The sequence below is a fragment of the Pseudomonas maumuensis genome, assembly GCF_019139675.1.
GTDB lineage: Bacteria > Pseudomonadota > Gammaproteobacteria > Pseudomonadales > Pseudomonadaceae > Aquipseudomonas > Aquipseudomonas maumuensis.
The window spans coordinates 2,945,531-2,971,863 of sequence record NZ_CP077077.1 but is presented as its reverse complement, the minus strand read 5'-3'; the positions used below and the strand labels follow the sequence as shown (position 1 = coordinate 2,971,863).

The window sequence follows — 26,333 nt, the reverse complement described above, 5'->3', positions numbered from 1 at the left end:
TAAACAATCAAGCATTAAATTTTTAGTTTTTGTTGCCTAGCTGCGGACCCTCATGGTTATCATCCGCCAGCGCCCGGGGCCAGGAGCCCGGCGCAACTGGAAAACCGACGGCCCACAGGTCATCGGTACCGCAGCCGAAGGGACCACCCAGGCTCAACGCTCGTGGCCCTTGCATGCCCCCATAAGGATGGTGAGGTTTCAATTGGTCACGCAGTCTGGAATCGTCGATATGACGGGCCATGCGCCCGTGCTCGCCACATGTCCCTTCACGTGCGCCATCCCCCGGCCGCACGCTGTGCGCCTCACTGCTGCGCGCGCCCGCGCCGCGCCTGGCCCCTGATCTCCCCCGAATGACCGACCCGACCGGCAGGACGCCCGTCGTCCTGCGCGCAGCGAATAAAAACAATACTCACGGATGGCAGCCCGATGTTCGACACCCCCTCCACGCGCGGCATGGCCGGCGCGCAAGCCGCTGTTTTACCCGATAACTGGCACCACGACGCACCGTTCGACAGCGACCAGTGCGTGCATGGCCTGTTCGAAGCGCAGGCACGGCGGGCGCCGCAAGCCATCGCCGCGCGCCATGGCGAGGATGCGCTGAGCTATGGCGAGCTCAATGCCAGGGCCAACCGCCTGGCCCATCACCTGCGCGCCCAGGGTGTCGGCCCGGACGTGCGGGTCGGCCTGTGCGTCGAGCGATCGCTGGACATGCTGGTGGCCGTGCTCGCGGTGCTCAAGGCCGGGGGCGCCTACGTGCCGCTGGACCCCGCCTACCCGCGGGCACGCCTGGCGCAGATGCTGGCCGACAGCGCGCCGGCGGTGCTGCTTGGCCACGGCCGGGCACTGGCTTTGCTCGCTGGCCTGGAGCTGGCGGCGGTGGTGCTCGACCTGGACGAGAAGCACGCCTGGGCCGATCAGCCGGCCTTTGATCCCGACCCGCAGGCGGTCGGCCTCACGTCCCGTCACCTGGCGTATGTGATCTATACCTCCGGCTCCACCGGCACCCCCAAGGGGGTGATGGTCGAGCACCGTGGCCTGGTCGCGTTGAGTGCCGCCTGGGGCCGCTTCTATGCCTTGCAGGCGCCGCTCAATCATCTGCAAATGGCCGGTTTTTCGTTCGATGTGTTCAGCGCCGACCTGATCCGCGCGCTGGGCTTTGGCGGCACCCTGGTGCTGTGTCCGCGTGACACGCTGATGGACCCGCCCGCGCTGTACCGCCTGTTGAGCGAAGCGCAGGTGGGCTTCGGCGACTTCGTGCCGGCAGTGCTCAACCCGCTGATGGACTGGGCCGAGGCGAACGGTCGCGACCTGGCGTTCCTGCGCACCGTGGTGTGCGGCTCCGACGTCTGGACCGCCCACAGCGCCCGCCAGTTGCGCCGCCTGTGCGGCGAGCGGGTGCAGTTGGTGCAGGCGTACGGAGTCACCGAGGCGAGTATCGACAGCACCTGCCACGAACTGCCGGCGCACGAGGTGGCTGATGCTGTGCTGCCCATCGGTCGACCGCTGGCGAACTGCCGCGTCTATCTGCTCGATGCGCAAGGGCAGGCGAGCGAGGAGGGTGAGTTGTACCTCGGTGGTGTCGGGGTCGCGCGTGGCTATCTGAACCTGCCACAACTGACCGCCGAGCGTTTCATCGACAACCCCTATGTGGCAGGTGAGCGCCTGTACCGCACCGGCGACCTGGCGCGCCTGAACGCCGATGGCCAGCTCGAGTTCCTTGGTCGCGGCGACCAGCAGGCCAAGCTGCGTGGCCTACGCCTGGAGCTGGGTGAAATCGAGGCACGCCTGGCGCAAGTGCCCGGCGTGCGGCAAAGCCTGGTGCTGCTGCGCCAGGACCCACCGGGCGAGCCGCGCCTGGTGGCCTACTACGCCGAGCAGCCGGGCGCCGGGTTGAACCCGGCTGCCCTGCGCGAACAGCTGGGCGCGCATCTGCCGGACTACATGCTGCCGAGCGCCTACGTGATGATGCCGGCCTTGCCGCTGACCGCCAATGGCAAGTTCGACCGCAGCGGCCTGCCCGCACCGCAGGCCGGTGACTTCGAGCAAGCCAACTACCAGGCGCCGCAGGGCACGCTGGAAACCACCCTGGCGGCCATCTGGGCCGAGGTGCTGGGCCTGGCGCGGGTCGGGCGCGACGACCACTTCTTCGCCCTCGGCGGCCATTCGCTGTTGGTCATGCGCATCCTGGCCAGGGTGCGCCAGGAGCTGGCCCGCGAAGTGGCGCCGGCGCTGCTGTTCGAACACCCGCGGCTCAAGGACTTCGCCGAGCATCTCCAGGCCAGCCGGGACGAGGCGCGCATGCCGATCATCGCGATCGAACGATCCGGCGCGCAAACGTTGTCGTCCGCCCAGCAGCGCTTGTGGTTCCTGGCCCAGCTGGAGGGCGGCAATGGCGCCTACCACATGCCGCTGAACCTGCGTATCAAGGGCCCGTTGCAGGTGACGGCATTGGCCCTGAGCCTGGACCGCCTGGTGGCCCGCCACGAAGCACTGCGCACCACCTTCGTCAGCATCGAGGGCGAGGGTCGCCAGCTCATCGGTGCCGCGGACCAGGGCATGGCTTTCAGCCAAGTCGACCTGCACGGCCTGCCTGATGCGCAGTCGCGCCTGGAGGCGTTGATCGAAGAGGAGGGCGCAAGGCCCTTCGACCTGGCCCAAGGGCCGCTGATGCGTGCCTGCCTGGTACGCCTGGCGGTGGACGAGCATGTGCTGCTGCTGACCCAGCATCACATCATCTCCGATGGTTGGTCGGTAGGCGTGCTGACCCGTGACCTGGAGGCGCTGTATGCCGCCGCCGTGCAAGGACATGAGGCCCTGTTGCCTGCGCTGACGGTGCAGTACGTGGACTATGCCGCCTGGCACCGGCAGTGGCTCGCCGACGAGCGCCTGGCCAGCCAACGCCGCTACTGGCAACAGACACTGGAGGGCGCGCCGGCGCTGTTGACGCTGCCGACCGACCACCCGCGCCCGGCCGTGCAGGACTATCGCGGCGGTTACGTGCCGCTGGTGCTGGATCGCGCCCTGACCGCGCGCCTGAAGGCACTGTGCGCCGCCCAGGGCACCACGCTGTTCATGGCCCTGCTGGGCGCCTGGTCGCTGCTGCTGATGCGCCTGTCCGGCCAGGACGACGTGGTCATCGGCGTACCTTCGGCCAACCGCCCGGACCCGGCGCTGGACGGGCTGATCGGCTTCTTCGTCAACACCCTGGCCTTGCGCGTTACCCGCAGCGGCGCCCCTTCGCTGACGCAATGGCTGCGCCAGGTCCGCCAGCTGACGTTGCAGGCCCAGGCCCACCAGGACCTGCCCTTCGAACAGGTGGTGGAACTGCTCAACCCGTCGCGCAGCCTGGCCTACAGCCCGTTGTTCCAGGTGCTGTTCGCCTGGGAGCAGGACCAGGGCCAGACCCTGGCCTTGCCGGGCCTTGAAGTCAGCACCGTGCCGGCGCGCCAGCGGGTGGCCAAGTTCGACCTGCAACTGGCGCTGAGCGAGCGCGATGGGGAGATCGTCGGTGGCCTGGAGTACGCCAGCGGGCTGTTCGAGCCCGCTACCGTGGCGCGCTTCGGCGAATACCTGCGCCGCCTGTTGCAGGCCATGGTCGATGAGCCCGCGCAGTCGATCGCCACGCTCGAGCTGGTGGACGGCGCTGAGCGCGGGCAGGTTCTGGACGCCTTCAACCGTACGGCCCGCGACACCGCCAGCCAGCCGGGCTGCATGGCGCGCCTGGAGACAATGGCCCGGCGTGAGCCGGGTGCCGTGGCGCTGGTCGCCGACGGGCAGTCCCTGAGCTACGCCGAGTTGAACCGCGCCGCCAACCGCCTGGCCCACCACCTGATCGCCCAAGGTGTCGGCCCCGAGCAGCGAGTTGGCCTGTGCCTGGAGCGCTCGGCGCAGATGGTCATTGGCCTGCTGGCGATCCTCAAGGCGGGCGCGGCCTATGTGCCGTTCGATCCCGCCTATCCGGCCGAGCGCTTGGCCTTCATGCTCGCCGACGCCGCGCCAAGCCTGCTGTTGACCCAGGCCTCGCTGTGCCCGGGCCTGCCGCAGGCGGTCGAGCTGCTGTGCCTGGACCGCGACGCCGCGCGCTGGGCCGACTGCACGGCCAGCGATCCGCAGGTAGTGGTCAGCCCGGCGAACCTCGGTTATGTGCTCTACACCTCCGGCTCGACCGGGCGGCCCAAGGGCGTAGCCCATAGCCGCCGCGCCCTGGACAACCTGATCGGCTGGCAACTGGACGACGACCCGGCGCCGCGCCGGGTGCTGCAGTTCGCCTCGCTGAACTTCGACGTGTCGTTCCAGGAGATCTGCAGCACCCTGTGCCAGGGCGGCACCCTGCTGCTGATGAGCGAAGCCGGGCGCAAGGACCTGGCCGCCCTGCGCCCGACCCTGGTGGCCCAGGAGGCGGGGCGCGCCTTCCTGCCGTTCGCCGTGCTGCAACAGCTGGCCGCGCTGACCGAGGCCGACGCTCCTAGGCCGGCTGGTGGGTGCGAGATCGTCACCGCCGGCGAGGCGCTGCAGGTCAACGATGCGCTGCGCGCGTTGGTCCGCGGGCTAGGCGGCGCGCGCCTGCGCAACCAGTACGGGCCCACCGAGACCCATGTGGTCAGCCAGTTCAGCCTCGCCTGCGACGAGGCTGAACACTGGCCGGAACTGCCGCCGATCGGCAAGCCGATCGCCAATGCGCGGCTCTACGTGCTGGACGGCGACCTCAATCCGCTGCCGGTGGGGGTGTCCGGCGAGCTGTACATTGCCGGCGCCTGCCTGGCCCGCGGCTACCTCAACCGCAGCGCAGCGAGTGCCGAGCGCTTTCTGCCTGACCCGTTCGGCACCGAGCCCGGCGCACGCATGTACCGCAGTGGCGACCTGGCGCGCTGGCAGGCCGACGGCAACCTCGAATACCTGGGCAGGGCGGACCAGCAGGTCAAGCTGCGCGGTTTCCGTATCGAACTGGGCGAGATCGACAGCCTGCTGCGCCAGCAACCGGGCGTGCGCGACGCTGCCGTGCTGTTGCGCGAGGACGTCGCCGGCGACCCACGCCTGGTGGCCTACGTGGTCGGCCAGGCGCCGCAGACCCTGCGCGCCGCGTTGCAGCGCGAGTTGCCCGAGCACATGCTGCCCAGCGCCTGGGTCAGCCTTGAGCAACTGCCGCTGACCCGCAACGGCAAGCTCGACCGCCAGGCGTTGCCGGCGCCCGAGCGCGGCGGCGCGGCGCATTTCGAAGCACCACGCGACGACACCGAGCGGCGCATGGCGCAGGTCTGGGCCGAGGTGCTCAAGTGCGAGCGGGTCGGCATCCATGACAACTTCTTCGACCTGGGCGGGCATTCGCTGCTGGCCACGCGCCTGGTCTACGCGATCAACCAGCGCCTGGGCACGCAGCTGTCGCTGAGCAGCCTGTTCCAGGCGCCCGTGCTGATGGACCTGGCCGCCCAGGCCAAAGCCACGGCGCACGGGCAGGCCGCGCCCGAGGGGCAGGCACTGCAGCCCGATCCTGCAAGCCGTCACGCGCCATTCCCGCTCACCGATATCCAGCAAGCCTACTGGTTCGGCCGCGAAGCCAGCGTCAGCCTCGGCGGCGTCAGCGCCCACGGCTACGAGGAACTGCGCATCCCGGCGTTCGATGTGCCGCGTTTCGAGGCCGCGCTCAACCGCATGATCCTGCGCCACGACATGCTGCGGGTGGTGTTCCTCGGCGATGGCACCCAGCAGGTGCTGGAGCAGGTGCCGCGCTACAGCATGACCCTGCACGACCTGCGTGGCCTGGGCGCAGAAGCGGCCAACCAGGCCTTGCTGGCCACCCGCGAGCGTCAGTCGCACCAGGTGCTCGACGCCAGCCGATGGCCGTTGTTCGACTTCAGCGTGTCGCTGCTCGACCATGGCATCAGCCACCTGCATATCAGCCTCGACGCGTTGGTGGTCGATGCCGCCAGCACGCAGATCCTCGCCCGCGAGCTGATGGGGTTCTATCACCACCCCGAGCGGGCGCTGCCCGAGCCGGGCGTGACCTTCCGCGACTATGTGCTGGCCGAGCGCCGGCTGCGCGCCGACCAGCGCTACGCGCAGGCCCTGGACTACTGGCGCGGGCGCATCGAGCACCTGGCCCCGGCCCCGGACCTGCCACGGGTATGCCAGCCGGAAAGCATCGCCAACCCGCACTTCACCCGGCGTGATCGCGACATGCCGGCGGCGCAGTGGGCCCAGCTCAAGGCCTTGGCCCGGCGCTTCGGCGTCACCCCGTCGGTGATGCTGCTGACCGCGTTCAGCGAGGTGCTGGCGCTGTGGAGCCGGCAACCGCGCTTCACCCTCAGCCTGCCGCTGTTCAACCGCCTGCCGTTGCACCCGCAGGTGGACGCGATCATCGGTGATTTCACCTCCCTGGTGCTGCTGGAGGTGGCCATTGACGGCAGCGCCAGCTTCACCGACAAGGCCCGCGCCGTGCAGGCACGCCTGTGGCAGGACATCGACCACTCGGTGGTCAGCGGCGTGCGCGTGCTGCGCGAATTGTCCCAGGCCCGCGGCGTGCAGCAGACGGCAATGCCGATCGTGTTCAACAGCACCCTGTCGGAAGCCGCGCCGGAGCTGGCCGAGTTCAACTTGGCCGACGCCCTGGGCGCGACGCTGGAACACAGCATCACCCAGACCCCGCACGTGTGGCTCGACCATACCCTGCTCGAGCTCGAAGGCCGCCTGCTGTTCAACTGGGACAGCATCGACGCACTGTTCCCCGAAGGCATGATCGGGCAGATGTTCGCCGCCTACAACGCGCTGCTCGATCACCTGCTCGCTCCTGAAGCCTGGGCCGCCAGCACGCCGCAGTTGCTGCCCCAGGCGCGCCTGCCGCAAGCGCCGGCGGCGCCACGAAACCTGCCGTTGATGCACGCGCTGTTCGAGCGCCAGGCCCTGGCCACGCCACAGGCCGTCGCGGTGCTGGGCGCCCGTGAGCTCAGCTACGGCCAGTTGCGCCAGGAGGCCCGGCAACTGGCCGCGCAGCTGCAAGCGCGCGGCGTGCAGCGCAATCGCCTGGTCGCGGTGGTGATGCAGCGCGGTTGGGAGCAGGTGGTGGCGACGCTGGCGATCCTGTATGCCGGCGGCGCCTACCTGCCGCTCGATCCGAACCTGCCCAAGGCGCGCTTGCAGCACATTCTCGAACGCGCCGAGGCCACCCTGGCGCTGACCCAACCCAGCCTGCTGGAGCAGGTGGCGTGGCCGGCGCAGATCACCGCGCTGACGGTCAGCGAGCAGGCGCACAGCCCGGTCGAAGCACTGCGCGAAGTGGACGTGCGCCCCGACGATCTTGCCTACGTGATCTACACCTCCGGCTCCACCGGTACGCCCAAGGGCGTGGTGATCGACCACCAGGGCGCGGTCAACACCTTGCTCGATATCAACCGGCGCTTCGCCGTGGGCCCTCAGGACCGCGTGCTGGCCATTTCGTCGCTGAGCTTCGACCTGTCGGTGTACGACTTCTTCGGCACCCTGGCGGCGGGCGCGGCGGTGGTGATGCTCGAGCCGCAGTTGAGCCTGGATCCGGCGCACTGGGCCGCCCTGGTCGAGGGTCATCGGGTCAGTGTGTGGAACTCGGTGCCGGCGCTGCTGGGCATGCTGGTCGAGTACCTGGAGGGCGAGGGCAGGGCGCTGCCGGCGAGCCTGCGCCTGGCCATGCTGTCCGGCGACTGGATCCCGCTGGCGTTGCCCGAACGCGCCCGTGTACTGCGCCCGGGGTTGCAGATGATGAGCCTGGGCGGGGCCACCGAGGCGTCGATCTGGTCGATTGGCTACCCGATCACCCAGGTCGATCCGGCGTGGCGCAGCATTCCCTACGGCAAGGCCCTGGATCACCAGCGCTTCCACGTGCTGGACGAAGCCCTGCAGGTGCGCCCCACCTGGGCCACCGGCCACCTATACATCGGCGGCATTGGCCTTGCCAAGGGCTATTGGCGTGACGAGGCGCTGAGCGCCAGGAGCTTCTTCGACCACCCGCTGACCGGCGAGCGCCTGTACCGCACCGGCGATCTCGGGCGCCTGCTGCCCGACGGCAACATCGAGTTCCTCGGCCGCGACGACAACCAGGTCAAGGTCCAGGGCTACCGCATCGAACTGGGCGAGATCGAGGCCGTGCTCAATCGCCACCCGGGCGTGCATAGCGCGGTGGTGCGCATCCTCGGCGAGGCCCAGGCGCAGAAACGCCTGGCCGGCTACGTGCTCAAGGCCGACCCGGCGCTGCAGGCCGGCGACTTCGCCGGCTACCTGGCCGACAAGCTGCCGGCGTACATGCTGCCGTCATCGTTCACCTTCGTGGACGCCTGGCCACTGTCGGCCAACGGCAAGGTCGACAAGAGCCGCCTGCCCGAACCCGAGCAAGCGCCGGCCAGCGGCCCGCAGCTGCTGCTCGACGGCCCGCAGGAACAGCGTCTGGTGGCAATCGTCGAGCAGGTACTGGGCCAGCCGGCCATCGCCGCCGATGCCAACCTGCTGAGCCTCGGCGCCACCTCCATCGACATCGTGCGTATCAGCAACGCGCTGTCCAGCGAACTGGGCTTCCGTCCCCATGTGGCGCACCTGCTGGCGCAGCCGACCCTGCTCAACCTGCTGGCGCTGTACCGCCAGCGTCCCCAGCGTCAAGAAGCGCCGAGGGCGCAGATCGACGAGGTGCTGGAGGATCCCCAGCAACGTACACGCTTCAAGGCCGAGCAACGCGCACGGCGGCGATTCGCCGACGATGCCCGGCAGGTGCCCCTGGGCGTGCCGGACGATCCGGCCTTTATCCAGCGTTATCGCGACTACCGCTCGGTGCGCCATTACCTGGAGCAGCCGATCACCACGCAGGCCTTTGCCGGGCTGCTGGCGATGCTGGCCCAGGGGCAGCTCGACGGCGAGGCGAAGTACCTGTTCCCCTCGGCCGGCGGCGCCTATCCGCTGCAGACCTACCTGTACATCAAGCCGGGGCGGGTACACGGGGTGCATGGCGGCGCCTACTACCACGACCCGGTCGCTCATCGCCTGGTGGCCATGGGCGAGGGCGCGCTGGATGCCGACACCTACGACTACTTCGTCAACCGGCCGGTCTACGAAGGCGCGGCGTTCGCGCTGTTCTTCGTTGCCGACCTGGCGGCGATCCGCCCGCTGTACGGTGACGGCAGCCGCGAATTCTGCCTGATCGAGGCCGGCGCCATGGCGCAGTTGCTGACCATGGCCGCGGCCGACCTGGGGCTGGGCCTGTGCGGCGTCGGTTCGGTGGAGGCGCGCCAACTGACCGAGTTGTTCGACCTGGGCGCCGAGCATGCGCTGGTCTATTCGATGGTGGGCGGCCTGCGCGCAGCCCATGCAGCGCCACCCACGCAGCCTGAGGTACTCGCCGTGACGGCGCAGGACGACAACGACATGGAGGAATTCGAAGTATGAACGCCCATCAATTGCTGGCGTTGTTCGACCGCCATGGCGTGGCCCTCGAAGTGGACGGCGACAAGCTGCGCTGCAAGGCGCCCAAAGGGTTTCTCGATGACGCGTTGATGGCGGCGCTGAAGACCCACAAACAGGCGTTGATCGCCTTGCTCGCAGCGCCGGACGACAGTGCGCCGATTCCGCGTCGTGCGGACGGGCAGGCCGATTGCCCGCTGTCCTTCTCGCAGCAGCAGTTGTGGTTCCTCGACCAACTGGCACCGGGCAACCCGTTCTACAACGTGCCCTCGGCGCTGCGGCTCAAGGGCCGGCTGGAGGCAGCCGTGCTGGAGCGAGCGCTGAACGTGCTGGTCGAGCGCCATGCCATGTTGCGCACCACCTTCGCCAACGTCGATGGCGAGCCGCGCCAGGTGGTGCATGCGAGCCTGCCGCTGACCCTGGCCGTGCTGGACTTGAGCCAGTTGCCCGAAGCGCTGCGCCAGGAGCGCCTGGCCGCCGCCGTCGAAGCCGAGGCCCGCGCGCCGTTCGACCTGGCCCAGGGCCCGCTGCTGCGCTCGACGCTATTGCGCCTGGGCGATGAGGATCATGTTTGGCTGTACAGCATGCACCATATCGTCGCCGACGGCTGGTCGATGGGGGTGATCCTGCACGAGGTCGCCAACGCTTACGCCGAATTGCTGCGCGGCGTGCCTGCGCGCCTGGCACCGCTGCCGATACAGTACGCCGACTACGCCTGCTGGCAGCGCCAACGCCTGGACGGCGCGGCGCTGCAGGGCCAGTTGGACTTCTGGCGGCGTACCCTGGCCGGTGCGCCGACCCTGCTGGAAGTCCCCGGCGACCGCCCGCGCCCAGCCGTACAGCGGTTCGTCGGCGCGACCTTCAGCTCGACACTGGGCGCCGACACCCTGGCCGAGCTCGACGCCTTGGCCCGGCATACCCAGGGCACGCGCTTCAATGTGCTGCTCGCCGCCCTGGACGTGCTGTTGTGGCGCTACAGCGGGCAGCGCGACCTGTGCGTGGGCACGCCATTCGCCAACCGCGGCAGGGCCGAGCTCGAACCCCTGGTCGGGCACTTCGTCAACACCCTGGTGATCCGCCAGCAACTCGATCCGGCGCAGACCTTCGCCGAACTGCTGCGCGAAGTGCGCGGCAACATGCTGCAAATCCACGCGCACCACGACGTGCCGTTCGACCTGGTGGTCGAGGCGCTCAACCCACCCCGCGACCCCGGTCATTCCCCGCTGTTCCAGGTGATGATGGTGGTGCAGAACACCCCGGGCGCCGCCATCACGTTGCCGGGCTTGGAACTGTCGCCTCACGGCACCGGCAGCGCCACCGCCAAGTTCGACCTGGCATTCGAGTGGAGCGAACGCGACGGTGCCCTGCACCTGCTGGTCGAGTACAACACCGACCTGTTCGACCGGTGCACCATCGAGCGCCTCAGTGGCCACTATCACCATCTGCTCGCCCAGGTGGCCGCCGATCCCAAGCGGCCCTTGCGCGAGCTGTCGTTGCTGGATACGGCCGAGCGCGAGCAGGTGCTGCACGGCTGGAACCGGCCAGCCCCGCTGCCGACGCCGGTCGACTGCGTGCACCGCCTGGTCGAGGCGCAGGTGGCGCGCAACCCGCAGGCCTGCGCGGTGGTGTTCGAGGGCGAGGCGCTGAGTTATGCCGAACTCAATGCCCAGGCCAACCGCCTGGCGCGCTACCTGCGCACCCTGGGCGTCGGCCCGGATGTGCGCGTGGCGGTCTGCGTGGAGCGCTGCGCGGCATTGCCGGTGGCGCTGCTGGCGGTGCTCAAGGCCGGTGGCGCCTATGTGCCGCTGGACCCGGACTACCCGATCGGGCGCCTCGCCCACATGCTGGGCGACAGCACCCCGGCGGTACTGCTGACCCTGGGCGCGGCCCGCGCCACCCTCGGCCAGGCCATGCAGGCCTCGGGCTGGGAGGCGCCGGTCCTCGACCTGCTGGCCGACGCCCCGTGCTGGGCGCAGCTGGCCGCCGAAAACCTCGCTGCCCATGAGGTGGGCGTAACCCCCGAGCACCTGGCCTACGTGATCTACACCTCGGGCACCACCGGTCTGCCCAAGGGCGTGATGGTCGCGCATCGCGGGCTGGGCAACCTGCTGCTGTGGTGCCTGGGCGTATGCGGCGAGGCCGGGGCGATGCTGCACAAGATCCCGTTCGGTTTCGACGCCTCGGCCTGGGAAACCTTCTGGCCGCTGGCCACCGGCGGACGCCTGGTGATCGCCCGGCCCGGCGGGCATCTGGAACCCGGCTACCTGGCCCGGCTGGTCCGCGAGCAGGGCGTCACCGCGATGGTGTTCGTGCCGGCCATGCTGCAGCTGTTCCTGGAGGTGGAGGAGGCCAGCCTGTGCCACGGCCTGAGCGATGTGTTCTGCGGCGGCGGCGAGCTGTCGCCGGCCCTGGCACGCCTGTTGCGGGCACGCCTGCCCAAGGCGCGGCTGCACAACGTCTACGGGCCGACCGAGACCACGGTCATCAACAGCATCTGGACCCTGGCGCCGGATGACGCGGTGCCGGCCCTGCGCTTGCCGATCGGCCGGCCCATCGCCAACAACCGCTTCCATGTGCTCGACGACTTCGATGCGCCGGTGCCGCCCGGTGTCACCGGCCACCTGCACATTGGCGGCGTGGGCGTGGCCCGCGGCTACCTTGGGTTGCCGGCGCTGACCGCCGAACGCTTCATCGACAGCCCGTTCGTGCCCGGTGATCGCCTTTACCGCAGCGGCGACCTGGCCCGCTACCGCGCCGATGGGCAACTGGAGTTCCTGGGGCGCGACGACTTCCAGGTCAAGCTGCGCGGCGTGCGCCTGGAACTGAGCGAGGTCGAGGCGCGGCTGCAGGCCTTCCCCGGGATCACGGCCAGCGTGGTACTGATGCTCGGCGAGCAGGCCGAGCACCAGCGCCTGGTGGCTTGCTGCGTGGCGCCCGCCAGGCCGGACGAACAGGCCGTGCGCGTACACCTGGCCGACACCTTGCCCAGCGCCGTGCTGCCCAGCAGCTATCTGTGGCTCGACGCCATGCCGCTGACCGCCAACGGCAAGGTCGATCGCCAGGCGCTGGCCGAGCGCGCCGAACACGACCTGGCCGCGCGCCAGGTCAACCTCGGCAGCCCTCGCGACCATATCGAACTGACCCTTTACCAGATCTGGAAAGGCCTGCTGCTGGCCCCGCAGATCGGCATTCGCGACAACTTCTTCGCCGTCGGCGGTACCTCCATCGCCGCGGTCAAGATGGCCTACCAGATCGGCCAGGCCTTCGAGATCGAGGTCCCGGCGCGGGTGGTACTCGGCCACCCGACCATCGAGGCCCTGGGCGGCTGGTTGCGAAACGGGGCCGCCACCCAGGGGGACAACGGCAACCTGATCACCTTCCGCCAGGGCGAGGGGCGGCACAACGTGGTGTGTATCCACCCGGCCGGCGGCACCGCGTTCTGCTACCTGTCGCTGGCCAAGGCGCTGCCCGAGGCGGTTGGCGTGCATGGCGTGCAATCGCCGGGGCTCAACCCCGGCGAAGCCACCGAGCCCACGGTCGAGGCGATGGCCGGTGCCTACCTGCGCCTCATCGAGCCCTTGACGCACGGCCCGCTGCTGCTCACCGGGCTGTCGTTCGGCGGCCTGGTGGCCTACGAGATGGCCCGGCGCCTGCGCCTGGCTGGACACGGGCAGGTCAGCGTGGTCCTGCTCGACACTCAGGGTTCGGACGATCCGGCCTTCCGGGCGCAGATCGGTACCGTCGACATGGCCGAGTTCCGCGACAAGCTGGTGCGTTTCAACGGCATGTACCCCGGTATCGAGGACGCCCAGGTCGAGCGCTACTTCCACGTCTACAACCATAACCGCCTGGCCATGGCCGCCTACGCCTGCCCACCCCAGGCCGGGCGGGTGGTGCTGGTGCAGGCGCGGGAAGACATGGCCCGCGGGCAGTTGCGCGGGCTGCGGGCGTTCTGGCGGCGCCGCGCCGCCGACGGCTACCTGGCCACGCTGGTGCAGGGCGGCCACTGGGACATGCTCGAAAGCGCCGAGATCCATCGGGTGTCACGCACCCTCCAGCGTGAACTGCAACGTTTCGACGCCCAGGAGGGCAAATGATGAGCGTGCTCCAGGACACCGTGCTTGCGCGCTTCGCCGCCCAGGTACAGCGCACCCCGCAAGCCCTGGCGGTGATCGATCAACAGGTGCGGCTGAGCTATGCGCAGCTGGCCGGCGCCAGTGAACGCATCGCCCGGGGCTTGCAGGCGCGCGGCGTGCTGCCGGGCCAGGCGCTTGCGCTCTACCTGCCGCGTGGCTGGCAGGGGGTGGCGGCGCTGCTCGGCGCGCTCAAGGCCGGCGCCGTGGTGATGCCGCTGGACCGCGCCAGCCCCGGCGAGCGCCGGGCATCGATGCTGGCCGATGCCGACTGTGTCGGTGTGCTGAGCCTGGCGGATGCGCCCCAAGGGCTGCCGGGGCCGTGGGAGGCCAGTGTCGAGGCGCTGCTGGACTACCCCGAGCAACCGGCGCAGCCGTTGCCGCAGGCCTTCGCCGAGGTGATGTGCCTGTTCTACACCTCCGGCACCACCGGCATGCCCAAGGGCGTGGAAGTGGGGGAGCGCGGCCTGCTGCGCCTGGCGCAGGCCGGCAGCTATATCGAGATCCGCCCCGGCGACCGTTTTGCCTGCCTGTCCAACCCGGCCTTCGATGCCTGCAGCTTCGAGCTGTGGGCACCGCTGCTCAACGGTGGCTGCTGCGTGATGATCGCCGACCACGACCTGCTCGACGCCCGGCGCCTGGCCGAAGTGCTCGAGGCGCAGCGGGTCGACACTCTGTTCATCACGGTTTCGCTATTCAACACCCTGAGCGCTGAGTACCCGGCCTGCTTCGCCAGCCTGCGCCAGGTGCTGACCGGCGGCGAGCAGGTCGGCGCCGTGGCACTGCGCGCCTGGTACCAGGCCAATCCGCAGAGCGCCTGCCGCCTGTTCAACGTGTACGGCCCCACCGAATGCACCACCTTCGCCCTGTGCCATGCAATCCCACGGGAGTTTGCCGGCGACAGCGTGCCCATCGGCCTGCCGTTGCCGGACACCGGCCTCCAGGTGCTCGACGCAGACCAGCAGCCGGTGGCGCCGGGCGCGGTCGGCGAGCTGTACCTCAGCGGCAGCGGCGTGGCCCGTGGCTACCGCAACCGCCCCGAGGAGACCGCGCGCGGATTCGTGCTGCTGCCCACGGCGGATGGCAACTTGCAGAAGCACTACCGCACCGGCGACCTGGTGCGCATCAACGCGCAAGGGCTGGTCGAGTGCCTGGGGCGGGTAGACCGGCAGGTCAAGGTCCGCGGCTTCCGTATCGAGCCGGGCGAGGTGGAGCAGCGCCTGCGCGAACATCCCCAGGTGGCGCAGGCGTACGTCTGCAGCCGCCGGCAGGCCGCCGAGGACCACCAGTTGCTGGCCTTCCTCGTGCCACGCGGGACCTTGGATTACCGCGAGTTCGAGTCTTACCTGCGCAAGCACCTGGCGCCCTGGATGCGCCCGCAGCAACTGTTCCAGGTGCCGCGCCTGCCGCTGACCGCCAACGGCAAGATCGACCAGGCCGAGTTGCTGGCCCAGGCCACCCGGCCTTGGCGCGCGCCAGCCGAGGCGGGCATGCAGTCGCCGCAGCTGCACTGGCTGCTGGAGCAGGCCCGTGGACTGCTTGGCCAGGCCGCCCTGGGCGCCGGGGACGACTGGCTCGGCAGTGGCGGCGATTCACTCAAGGCCATGCGCCTGCGTTCGGCGATCCGCAGCCACTGGCACCAGGAAATCGCCATCGGCACATTGCTCGAGGAGCCGTTCGCCGCATTGGCCAAGCGCCTGGAGCACGGGCAGGGCGGGGCCACGGCCTATCCGCCCGCGCCGGCCCCGCATGGCAGCCAAGCCGGCCCGGCCAGCAGCGAACAGCGCCGCCTGTGGCTCGAACAGCAACGCTTGCCCGAATCGACCGCCTACAACGTGCCGATGGTGCTGCACCTGGCGCCGGGTGTGGACCCCGAGGCCCTGGCTGAAGCGCTGCGCCGCCTGGTGGCGCGCCATCCGGCGCTGCGTACCACGTTCGTGGCAGGTGCCGACGGTCCGCAGCAGGCGATCACCGAGTCGGCGGCAGTCTGTCGGCTCCTGGCTCCCGGCCAATTGTCCGAGGACATCTGGCCAGCCTTCGCCAGCCTGGTGTTCGACGCCCCCTTCGACCTGGCCAGCCCGAGCCTGCTGCGCGCCTGGGTGGCGCCGCATGCCGACGGCAGTTGCCGCCTGCTGCTGAATCTGCACCACAGCATCACCGATGGCTGGTCGATGAACCTGCTGTTCGATGATCTGGCCAGCCTGTACCAGGACACCCTGCAGGGACGCGACAGCCAGGCACCGGCGCCGGCCCTGGACACCCTGGACTTTGCCCTGTGGCAGCGGCAATGGAGCGTCAGCCCGGCCTACCGTGAACAGCGCCGAGCCTTGGTGGCGTTGCACGCACGCCACGGCGAGGCGACCTCGCCGCGCCCGGCCAGGTATCCCGGCGATGCCCGGGGGCGCCTGTATCGCCAGCCACTGGGCGAACGGCGCAGCGCCGCGCTCGAACGCTTTTGCGCCGAGCAGCGCCTGACCCGCTTCGACGTCCTGTTCAGTGTCTTCGCCTGGAGCCTGCACGCGGTGGTCGGTTGCGAGCGCCCGCGGATCGCCAGCCCGGTTGCCAATCGGCCGCTGGCCGAGTTCGAGGCCTGTGTGGGCATGTTCGCCAACACCGTGCTGATCCCCACCGACCTACGTGCAACGCAATCCCTCGGCGAGCAACTGCGCCGACAGACCGCCACCGTGCGTGAAGTGCTGGCCTTGCAGGACGTGGCCTTGGCCGATCTGGTCGAGGACCTGCGGCTGTCCTCGGGCCAAAGCCTGTTCGATTACCTGTTCGTGCTGGAAAACACCGACTACGCCAAGCTCGCCGCCGCCCCGTTGCGGGCCAGCCTGGAGCCGTACGCGACGCCGCAGGCCAAGTGCCCGCTGAGCTTGCTGGTGGTGGGCGGTGACGGGCTGCTGGAGTGCTGGTGGGAATACCAGTGCAGCCATTTCCAGGCCGAGGAGGTGGCCGCGCTGGACACGTTGCTGCATCAGGGCCTGGACCTGTTGCTGGCAGACCCCCGGGCGACCCTCGACACCCTGGTGGCGCCTTATCGGCAACGCCTGCCAGCGGCCAGCGAAGGCGCCGATGTCTGCCTGCCGTTCGTCACCCTGGCCGACTGGTTCGAGCATCAGGTGCAGGCAACCCCCAAGGCCACTGCGTTGGTGGCCGGACCGCGACAGCTGGACTACGCCGAACTGGATGCGCTGGCCGACACCCTGGCGGCGACCCTGGCCAGCCGCTACGCAGGCGAAGGCCCGCTGACCATGGTGCTGCTGCTGGCCCCGTCGGTGGAGCACGTGGTCGCCTTGCTCGCCCTGGCCAAGCTCAACATCACCGCCGTGCCGCTGGACCCGAGCTATCCGCTGACGGTACAGCGCCAGGTGCTGGCCCAGGCGCAAGCGTGCTGTGTGCTGTTCAGCACGGCCACGCAGGCGGCGTTGCAGGCGCTGGATGTCGACGCCAGCCACTGCCAGCGGGTACACCTCGACGCCGCGCCGGCAAGCCTGACGCGGCCCCGGCACCGCGGCGAGCGCCCGCTGTACACCCTGTTCACATCGGGCTCGACCGGTACGCCCAAGGGCGTGCAGGTGACCGATCGCACCCTGTGCAACCTGTTGCACTGGCAGCGCAATGCCGGGCAGTTGCCGGCCCGTTCGGTGACCTTGCAGTTCTCCATGCTGTCGTTCGACGTGGCGTTCCAGGAGTTGTTCGGCACCTTGTGCGGCGGGGGTTGCTACCACCTGATCGAACCGCACTGGCGCCAGGACGCCGAGGCGCTGCTGGGGTATCTGCAACAGGCGCGCATCGAGCGGCTGTTCCTGCCCTGCGTGGCCTTGCAGCACCTGGCGCAGACCGCCGTGGCCAAGGGCATCTATCCTGCGTCCCTGCGCGAGGTGGTGACGGCCGGCGAACAGTTGCTGTGCAGCGAGGCGCTGCGCGCCTGGTTCGAAGGTCTGCCCAAGGCCAGCCTGTTCAACCACTATGGCCCCACCGAAACCCATGTGGTCAGCGCCTACCGGCTGCCGCCGGATGTGCGCGCCTGGCCGCTGCGCGCGCCCATCGGCCAGGCGGTCGACAATGCGCGGCTGTTGCTGGTCGACGCCCTGGACCGCCCGGTGCCCAGCGGCAGTCAGGGCTACCTGCTGGTGGCCGGGGCAATGGTTGCCCGCTGCTATCTGGGCGATGCCGCGCTCAACGCCGAGCGTTTCGTCGAACTGCCCCAGGCCGAGGGTGGCCGCTGCCTGTACTACCGCACCGGCGACCTGGCCTGGGCCGATGCCGAGGGCTGCCTGCACTACGTGGGCCGTGACGACCAGCAGGTCAAGCTCAGCGGCCATCGCCTGGAACTGGGCCAGGTCGAGGCGGCATTGATGGCGGTGAGCGGCGTGGCCAACGCCGTGGTGACGGTACAGGGCGAGAGTGCGCGCCTGGTCGCCTGGCTGCAGCTTGCTGGCACGCCGCCGACGGTGCAGGCCCTCGATCAGCAGGTGGCGCGGCAGCTACCGGCCCATGTGCGCATCGACCAGTACCGACGCATTGACGACTGGCCGCGCACCCCCAGCGGCAAGATAGAGCGCAAGGCCCTGGTCGGGCAGGGCGAGCCCCTGGAACGGCGCCGCGTGGTAACGGATGCGTCGAGCCCACTGGAGCTTGAACTGGCGACACTGTTCCGCGAGGTGATCGGCCACGCCATCGAGCCGCAGCAGACGTTCTTCGAGGCCGGCGCCACCAGCCTCGGCCTGATGCGTCTGCAGGCGCGCTACAGCCAGGCGCTGAGCCGTGCCCCGAGCATGGCCGAGCTGTTCGAGCACGTGACGATCCGCCGCCTGGCCGCGCACCTGGCGCGTGACGCAGCCACCCCAGCGCAGCGTGCGCGTGCCAGCGATACCCGCGAGCAGCCGATGGCGATCATCGGCATGGCGGTCAACGTCGCCGGTGCCCGCGACCTTGGCGAGTTCTGGGCGATGGTCCAGGACAATGCGCTGGGTATCGAGCACTTCGCCGCTGCCGACGGCCTGGTCGGCGCCCGCAGCCAATTGCACGGCATGCTCGACTTCGATCCCGAGTATTTCGGCATCAGCCGCCAGGAGGCGCGGCTGATGGACCCGCAGCAACGCCACCTGCTGATGGCCTGCGTGCAGGCCCTGCAGCACGCCGGTATCGTGCCGTCGAGCGAGGGCCCGCGCATCGGCCTGGTGGCCAGTTGCGGGGAGACCACCTACTTCCAGCAGATGCTGCGCGAGCAGGGCGCCGGCGAGTTGCCGGACGGCTTCCAGCTGGCCCTGCACCACGACAAGGACTTCCTCGCCACCAAGGCCGCCTACCACCTGGACTTCACCGGGCCGGCGCTGAGCGTGCAGGCCGCCTGCGGCAGCTCGCTGATCGGCGTGCACCTGGCCTGCAACCTGCTGCGCCAGGGCGACAGCGACCTGATGCTGGCGGCCGGCGTGCTGATCGACCCGACCCTGGCCGACGGTTACCGCCACCGTTCGCAGCACATCTTCTCCCGCGACGGGCTGTGCAGGCCCTTCAGCGAAGACGCCAGCGGCACCCTCGGCGCCAGCGGCTACGGGGTGGTGGTGCTCAAGCCGCTGGCCCGCGCCCGCGCCGATGGCGACCGTATCTACGCGCTGGTGGAAGGCTCGGCGTTGAACAACGATGGCCGCGCCAAGATGAGCTACACCGCGCCGTCGGTGGCCGGGCAGGGCGCGGTGATCGCCCGGGCCCTGGACAAGGCCGGGGTGAGTGGCGGTGCCATCGGCTACGTCGAGGCCCATGGCACCGGCACCTTGCTCGGCGACCCGGTCGAGGTCGCCGCGCTGACCCAGGCTTTCGGCGAGGCGCCGACGGGCGGTTGCGCGCTGGCCTCGGTAAAGAGCCAGATCGGCCACCTGGGCGCGGCGGCAGGCGTGGTCGGGCTGATCCGCGCCACGCTGGCGGTGTACCACGGAGTGATCCCGCCCAACCTGGGTTTCTCCGCCGTCAACCCGCAGATCGACCTGGCGCGCTCGCCGTTCCATATCCCGACCACGGCGCAACCCTGGCCGCAGGGGCAGCGACGCATGGCCGGGGTGAGCAGCTTCGGCATCGGCGGCACCAATGCCCATGTAATCGTCGGCGCGTTGCAGGCCGAGCCGCCTGTGCCTGAAGCGGTGGCGCCGCTGTTGCTGCTGTCTGCCCACAGCCGCACGGCCCTGGAGCGCGATATCAGCGTTGTCGGCGACTGGCTGCGGGCCAACCCCGGTGATGTGCAGGTGTTGCTGCGGCACCTGCAGGGCGGTCGGCGCCAGGGTCGCTGGCGTTTCGGCATGGTCTACCAGGCAGGCGATGCCCTGTCGCTGGCGGCGGTGCGCGAGGTCAGTCCCTCGTCGGCGCGGCTGCTGGCCAGCGAGCATTCGCCCCAGGCCGTGCTGGCAGCCTGGTATGAGGGCGCGCAGATCCAGTGGCCGAGCCGTTCGGCGGCGCCGCCCTGGAACCTGCCGCCATCCGCCTTCGACCTGGAAACCTACCGTTTCCAGGGGCACACGACGCCTGAGCGCAAGCCGCTGGCCGACTGGTTCCACCAGCGGCAATGGCAGCGTGTGCGGCGCCTGGGCTCTGCGGCCATGCACAAGAGCGAGCGGACGCTCGTGGTGTGCGCGCATGATGACGCCGACGAAGCTGTGCTCGCGACATTGGCCCAAGCCTGCCAGCGGGTCGTGCATGTGCGGGCGGGCAAGGGTTTCCGTCAGCTTGCTGCCGACCGTTTCGAACTGGACGTGGGCGACGCCCAGGCACTGGGCCGCCTGTTCGACGCACTGCCAGGGGCGCTGGACTGGCTGCACGCCTTGCCCCTGTCGGTGAGCGGTGCGGTCGACGAGCGCAGCCTGGCGACGGCGCAATGGGCCTGCCTGGATACACCCGGCAGCCTGCTGCAGGCCTGGGGCCAGGCGCCGCGTGACGCCTGCCTGCGCCTGTGGCTGCTGTCCTGGCAGGCGTGCCCGGTGCAGGGCGCGGTGGCACGGCCGGAGCTGGCGGCCCTGGCGGGAGTGACCGAAGTAGCGCCCCAGGAATACCCGCTGCGCTGCCATTGGCTGGACCTCCCAAGCCCCGCGCTGGGCGAGCACGCCGGCGCCCTGGCGACCTTGCTGGGCGAGCCCGAGGCGTTGCCCCGGCGCCTGGCCCTGCGCGACGGCTACCTGTGGCAACCACGGCTGGTGCCCAGCCCGCTGCCGGCGGCCCCGGCGTCAAGCCTTGCGCACACTGGCACCTACCTGATCCTCGGTGCTGGCGGCATCGGTCGTACCCTGTGCCAGCACCTGTTGCGTGCCGAGGGGCGGCGCGTGGTGCTGCTGTCGCGTTCGCCGACGGTGGACATGGATCACCCGCGGATCGACTGGGTGCAGGCCGACCTCGCCGACCTGACGCGTTGGCCCCAGGTGCTCGATGACCTGGCCTGCCGCTACGGGCACTTCGACGGGGTGATCCACGCCGCAGGGGTTGGTGCCGGCAGTTTGATCCGGCACCGCGACGCCCAGGAGATGGCCGCCGCCATGGCCGCCAAGACCCGTGGCCTGCTCGCCGTGGAGGCGCTGATCGCACGGATGACGCCCGGCTTCGTGCTGTACTGCTCGTCCATGTCGGCACTGTTCGGTGGCGTGGGGCACCTGGACTACGCCGCGGCCAGCGGCGTGCTCGACGGTTTTGCCCATTACCGCGCAACGCCCGACGAGGGCTGCCTGCGCCTGGGCATCAACTGGGATATCTGGCGCGACATCGGCATGGCCACCCGCACCCATGGTAGCGACGCGGCGCACCAGCAGCACCTCAAGGTCGGGCTGTCGGCGGCGGAAGGCTGCGAAGTGTTCGAGCGGGCCATGGCCGCGCAGCTGCCCCAGCTGCTGGTCTCGACCACGTCACTGGAAACCGCCCGGCGCTTCTATCCTGTTCGTCATGGCGTGGCGCCGGCGCAACCCCAAGGCGTGGTGCAGGCGAGCGGGAGCGACCTGGCCGAGCGCCTGCGTGGCTGTCTGTGCCAGTGGCTGGGCGTGGACGCGCTAGCGGACGATGCGTCGCTGTACGACCTGGGCGCTGATTCGCTGACCCTGCTCGACCTGATCGATGAATTGCAGGGCGCCACCGGCCAGGTCGTGCAGTTGTCGCAGTTCAGCCCGCAGGTCAGCCTGGGCGAGGTACTGGCCCTGGTTGCCGACGAGCCGGGGCAGGCCAAGGGTGACGGCGACCCATGGCGCCAGGCCCTGCGCATCGATCCCTGGCAGCAGGGGGACGGCCGTCAGTGGTTGTACCTGATCCACCCGGTCGGCGGCGACGTCCAGGCCTACCGCGAGCTGGCCACGGCGCTGCACCCGGACCTTTGCGTGCGGGTGATCGCCGACCCGGTGCTGAGCCAGCCGGTGCTGCCCAACCTCTCGCTGCAGGCCCGTGCGCAGCTGTACCTGGACGCGATTCAGGCCGAACTGCCCGCCGGTGCACGCTGGAGCCTGCTGGGCTGGTCCTTCGGCGCCTGGGTGGCCCAGGCCCTGTGCGCCCTGGCCGTTGAAGCCGGGCGCGAGACGCCGACGCTGTACCTGGTCGATCCACCCGCGCCGGATGCCGGCACCGAGTTGCAACAGATCGACGAGGCGCAGATCCAGCAGGTGTTCGAACGGGAGTTCGCCCTGCGCAATGGCGAGGCGGACGGCGCGCGCTATCTGGAACGCCTGGTGACCTGCTGTCGCAACAACCTGGCGAGCATGCTGGGGCACGTACCGCCCATGCTGGCGGACACGCCCGGGCGGCTATTCATAGCCACGCGGCCCAACCCCTACGGCATCGGCAGCGGCTGGCAGGCGCAGGACCTGCGCCAGGCCTGGCAGGCATTGCTGCCGGGCCTGAGCGACTGGGCGGCGCTGGACACCGATCACTATGGCATCGTCGCCGGCCCCTGGGCCCGGCAGATCGCCGAGGCGATCAATGCCGACCTGCTCGCGCAGGGGGAGGGTACACATGCAGGCTGAACAGGCCACGCCACCGGTGTGGCTCAGCCCATTGCTGCGGGTGTTGCAGAGCGGGCCATTGCCACTGCCGCTGGAACGGCAGGCGTACTGGCGCCTGCTGCACCGCTGGCAGGCCGAGGTGGTGTTGCCGCTGCTCGCCGAGGCACTGCCCGAGCACGTCCAGGCGCTGCTCACGCTGCAACGCCTGCACCAACGCGCCGGCCTGGGGCTGCGCGGGCGTGTCGGTGAGTGGCGCGCCGCCCTCAGGCCGGTACTGTTGCCCGCGTTTCGCCGGGCCTACGACGCCGAAGCGGCCTACGCCCAGGCCTACGAGAGCGCCCTGGACTACGGCCAGGCGCCGAGCAACCAGGCGATGATCGCCGACCAGTTCGGTGACGCCGAGGGTTTCGCCCGGTACTACGCGCAATTGAGCACCGAGGCCAATGCCCACGCATTCGCCACGGCCAATGCGGCGGCCAGCAGCGAGGTCGCCGCCCGCGCCTATGCCAACGCTGACGAACAAGCGTGCGCCAGCGTTGTCGGCGCCTTGGCGCGGGTCTGCAGCTGGGCCTGCGCGACCTCGACCGAACAGCGCATGGCGCCGGCCACGCACCTGGCGGCGGGGCTGCAGCGCCTGGCGAGCCAAACCCATCAACACGCATCAGGGAGGGAAGCATGGATCAACACGGATTGAACGCCATCGAACGGATTGCCGGCGCCCAGCGCACGCCGTACCGCAGCATCAGCGTGGAACGGCTGACGCCGATCATCGGTGCCGAGATCGCAGGGGTCGATTTGTCGCGCGACTTGCCGCCGGCGCAGTTGCTGGAGATCCGCCGGGCGTTCCTGGAAAACCACGTGCTGGTGTTTCGCGACCAGCAGCTCAGCGTCGAGCAGCACAAGGCCTTCGGCCGCCTGTTCGGCGAACTGCGCGCCTTGCCGCTGGAAGACATCGACGGCGACGACCCGGAGCTGGTGGTGATCCGCGCCAATGCGCAGTCGCGCTTCGTCGCGGGCGAGACCTGGCACACCGACGGTACCGCCGACCTGGAGCCGTCCATGGGCTCGATGCTGTACGTGAAGGAAACCCCGGCCATCGGCACGGGCGGCGACACCCTGTTCGCCAACATGCACCTGGCGCTGGAGATGCTGTCGCCGGCCATGCAGGCATTTCTCGGCAGCCTGACCGCCATCCATGACGGCGAGATCCCGTGGAAGGGCTACACGCCGCCGCCCGGCCTGCCCAAGACCGAGCACCCGGTGGTGGTGCGCCATCCCGAGACCGGGCGGCCTTCGCTGTTCGTCAACTCGGGCTTCACCTCGCATATCGTGCAGCTGGCGGCCGGCGAGAGCCAGGTGCTGTTGAACATGCTGTTCGACCTAGTGGCCCGGGAGCCGGTGCTCAGTTGCCGGGTGCGCTGGGCGCCGGGCACCCTGGTGTTCTGGGACAACCGCTGCACCCAGCACCATGCGGTGTGGGATTACTTCCCGCATTCACGCTATGGCGAGCGGGTGACGATTCTTGGCGGGCGGCCGCGGGGGTAGGAGGTGTCCGTCGTTGCCCTTGCAGCGGCGAACCCCCAGTGCCTAGGCCATCTGCCACAACAACTGATCGAGCACCAGCTCGCCAAAGGCCAGGTTGCCATGCAGCGGATCATCGACTTCACAGAACTCGACCCGCTGCAGCCCCCGGTCGTCATTGGCGGCTGCGCGCACATCGACCAGCTCCACGCCCAGCCCGCGCAGGCGCTCCATCAGCAGCGCCTGCGCGGCCATGAACACCCGGCGGTCGGCCATCGGCGGCACCCGTTGCGGTGGCAGCACGGCGTACACCTTGACGCCCAGGGCCAGCGCCTGCTCGTAGAACGCCAGGGCGGGGCGCGACAGGGTGTCGATGATCGTGGCGAACAGCGGCCCGTCGAGGAAACCGGGATCGAACTCGCCATCCAGGCCCTGGTAGCACAGCCAGTTCTGGGTGGTGGCCAGGTAGTGCAGGCTCAGGCCTATGCTGCACACCAGCGGGCCGGGGATCCGCCCAAGGCAGGGAGCGTCGAGCTGGGAGAGGGCCTGGCGATACAGTTGCTCCAGCTCGGCGTCGCGCATTGCCACGTCGTCCGCCGCCAGGCTGAAGAAATCCACGCCGAAATCGCGCCCGGCACCTAGCGGCCCACCACCGAACGCCAGCCCCCGCGCCTTGGCGGCCAGGCCGACCACCGCGACATGGGAATCGCCCAGCAGCAGGAAACTAGGCGTAGTAGTCGAGCCTGGCGTCTTCACAGACAAGGTCCTCACAGGTTACGGACGGGGTGGCGACGCTTGCCGCGGGCGCGGCCTCGGCGGCCAGGCCGGCGAAGAACTGGCGCATCACGAAGGCTACGCCCTCGGGCGTCACCTCGCGCTGGTTGGGCTGGTAGAAGGCGCCCTTGAATGGGGTGCCGGTGATGATCTCGTAGGACGGGAAGTAGTCCACCTCGGGCAGGTCCTGGCACAACTGGCCGGCCACGGCGCGCAGCACCGACTTGGAATAGGTTGTGGCGCTGAGCACGTGCTCGCCGGTGGCGCTGGCGGTCAGCGGCACCGGCGAGACGGTGAGCAACAGGCGCAGGCTTGGGTTCACCGCGCGCATCAGCGCGATGGCCTCGGTCATGGCCTGGCAGGTGTCGGTGAAGCCGAAGTTGCGGAACTGGTGGATCCGCGGGTCGAACTCGCCGCGCACGGTGCCGGGGCACAGCGGATAGACCACGCCGGTGTCGCGGTGGACCCAGGCCTCGGTCAGGCCCAGGGTGAAGACGAACACCTTGGCGCGGCGCACCGCCAGGCGGATCGCCGCCAGGGTTGCCTGGCGCGAGGCGAACAACGCCTGCTCGCTGGCGAAACCGGCGGGCTCAACGGTGGGGCGGAACGGGTCGAAGTAGCGTCCGTCATGCGCCCAGGTCTCGCCAGGCTGGGGCTGATCGTCCAGCGCCCATTGCAGCCACTGGCGCAGCATGGCTGGGGTATAGAGGTTGCCCGTGCGGAACGAGAACACCCCGTACTGGCGTGCCTTGCGCTGGTCCTCGGGCAAGTCGGCCGGGGCTGGCTCGGCATCCAGCCAGTTCATTTCCCGGGCCACCAGTGCATGGCCGATGTGCTGGGCAAAACAGGAACCGGCGGTGACGATGGCATCCTTGGCGTCGATCCCGAAGGCGGGCGACCACAACTCGCCGACCTGTTCGGCGGGCCGCTCGGCGATCGCCGTGCGCCAGAAGGCGCGGGGCGGCAGGCATTGATAGGGGTTCATGGGCTATCCGCGCAGGTCGAGGGTGTAGATGAGGTCGTCGTGCAACGTATTGCGCAGCAGGTAGGCCTGGGGCACACGGCGGGCGAGGGTGAAACCGCACTTTTCCAGGAGCCGGCAGGAGCCGTCGTTGCCGTCGGTGACCGTGGCCTCCAGCGAACCCAGGCCTTTGTCGGCAGCGAATGCCAGGATGGCCCGCAGCGACTCGCTGCCCAGGCCCTTGCCGTGCCATTGCGGCAGCAGCAGGTAGCCGACCTCGGCGTGGCCGGGGCGCAGCACGCGCAGGCCGGTGACGCCGACGTCGCAGCCACTGGCCTTGTCGACCATCACCAGGCACAGCCAATGTTCCGCTTCGGGCGACCACTGCGGCAGGCGGTGTTCGAAACCACGGCGCACTTCGCTTTCCGGCAGTTCGTCGAATACATGGCGCATGGTGTCAGGCTCGCGATGGAGCCTCAGGAACAGTGGCCAATCGGCTTCGTTCAGGGGGCGCAGGTAGAGGCGCTCGGTGTGCAGCTCCAGCATCCGGTGCTCCTTGCGGGA

The 26,333-nt window shown here is 69.7% G+C and carries 8 protein-coding genes; 5 read left to right on the top strand and 3 right to left on the bottom strand.

Annotated elements, in window-relative coordinates; genetic code table 11:
* The first annotated feature begins 426 nt into the window (after positions 1 to 426).
* From KSS90_RS13350 to KSS90_RS13330, 5 genes are read left to right on the top strand one after another with little or no spacing between them, the layout of a single operon-like run.
* Entirely contained in the window at positions 427 to 9,399 is an 8,973-nt protein-coding gene (locus tag KSS90_RS13350) for a non-ribosomal peptide synthetase (protein ID WP_217865926.1), read from the top strand.
* Positions 9,396 to 13,511 (top strand): non-ribosomal peptide synthetase, encoded by a 4,116-nt coding sequence (locus KSS90_RS13345; RefSeq protein ID WP_217865925.1) that lies wholly within the window; start codon positions 9,396 to 9,398, stop codon positions 13,509 to 13,511. The genes KSS90_RS13350 and KSS90_RS13345 overlap by 4 nt, the downstream gene beginning before the upstream one ends.
* Positions 13,508 to 22,534, top strand: a complete 9,027-nt coding sequence (locus KSS90_RS13340; protein ID WP_217865924.1) for a non-ribosomal peptide synthetase — start codon at positions 13,508 to 13,510, stop codon at positions 22,532 to 22,534. Before KSS90_RS13345 ends, KSS90_RS13340 begins: the two co-directional genes overlap by 4 nt.
* Positions 22,524 to 23,207, top strand: coding sequence for a hypothetical protein (locus tag KSS90_RS13335; protein ID WP_217865923.1), 684 nt, complete (start codon positions 22,524 to 22,526; stop codon positions 23,205 to 23,207). Before KSS90_RS13340 ends, KSS90_RS13335 begins: the two co-directional genes overlap by 11 nt.
* Positions 23,189 to 24,058 (top strand): TauD/TfdA dioxygenase family protein, encoded by an 870-nt coding sequence (locus tag KSS90_RS13330; protein ID WP_217865922.1) that lies wholly within the window; start codon positions 23,189 to 23,191, stop codon positions 24,056 to 24,058. Before KSS90_RS13335 ends, KSS90_RS13330 begins: the two co-directional genes overlap by 19 nt.
* 42 nt (positions 24,059 to 24,100) lie before the next feature.
* On the opposite strand, the gene KSS90_RS13325 is transcribed toward KSS90_RS13330, so the two are convergent.
* Genes KSS90_RS13325 through KSS90_RS13315 form a run of 3 tightly spaced genes read right to left on the bottom strand, consistent with a single transcriptional unit; the run spans position 24,101 to position 26,315 of the window.
* On the bottom strand, positions 24,101 to 24,790 hold the full coding sequence (locus KSS90_RS13325; protein ID WP_225933077.1) for a hypothetical protein: 690 nt from the start codon (positions 24,788 to 24,790) through the stop codon (positions 24,101 to 24,103).
* On the bottom strand, positions 24,759 to 25,793 hold the full coding sequence (locus tag KSS90_RS13320) for a GSCFA domain-containing protein (protein ID WP_217865921.1): 1,035 nt from the start codon (positions 25,791 to 25,793) through the stop codon (positions 24,759 to 24,761). The genes KSS90_RS13325 and KSS90_RS13320 overlap by 32 nt, the downstream gene beginning before the upstream one ends.
* A 3-nt stretch (positions 25,794 to 25,796) precedes the next feature.
* Entirely contained in the window at positions 25,797 to 26,315 is a 519-nt protein-coding gene (locus KSS90_RS13315) for a GNAT family N-acetyltransferase (RefSeq protein ID WP_217865920.1), read from the bottom strand.
* Positions 26,316 to 26,333 lie beyond the last annotated feature (18 nt).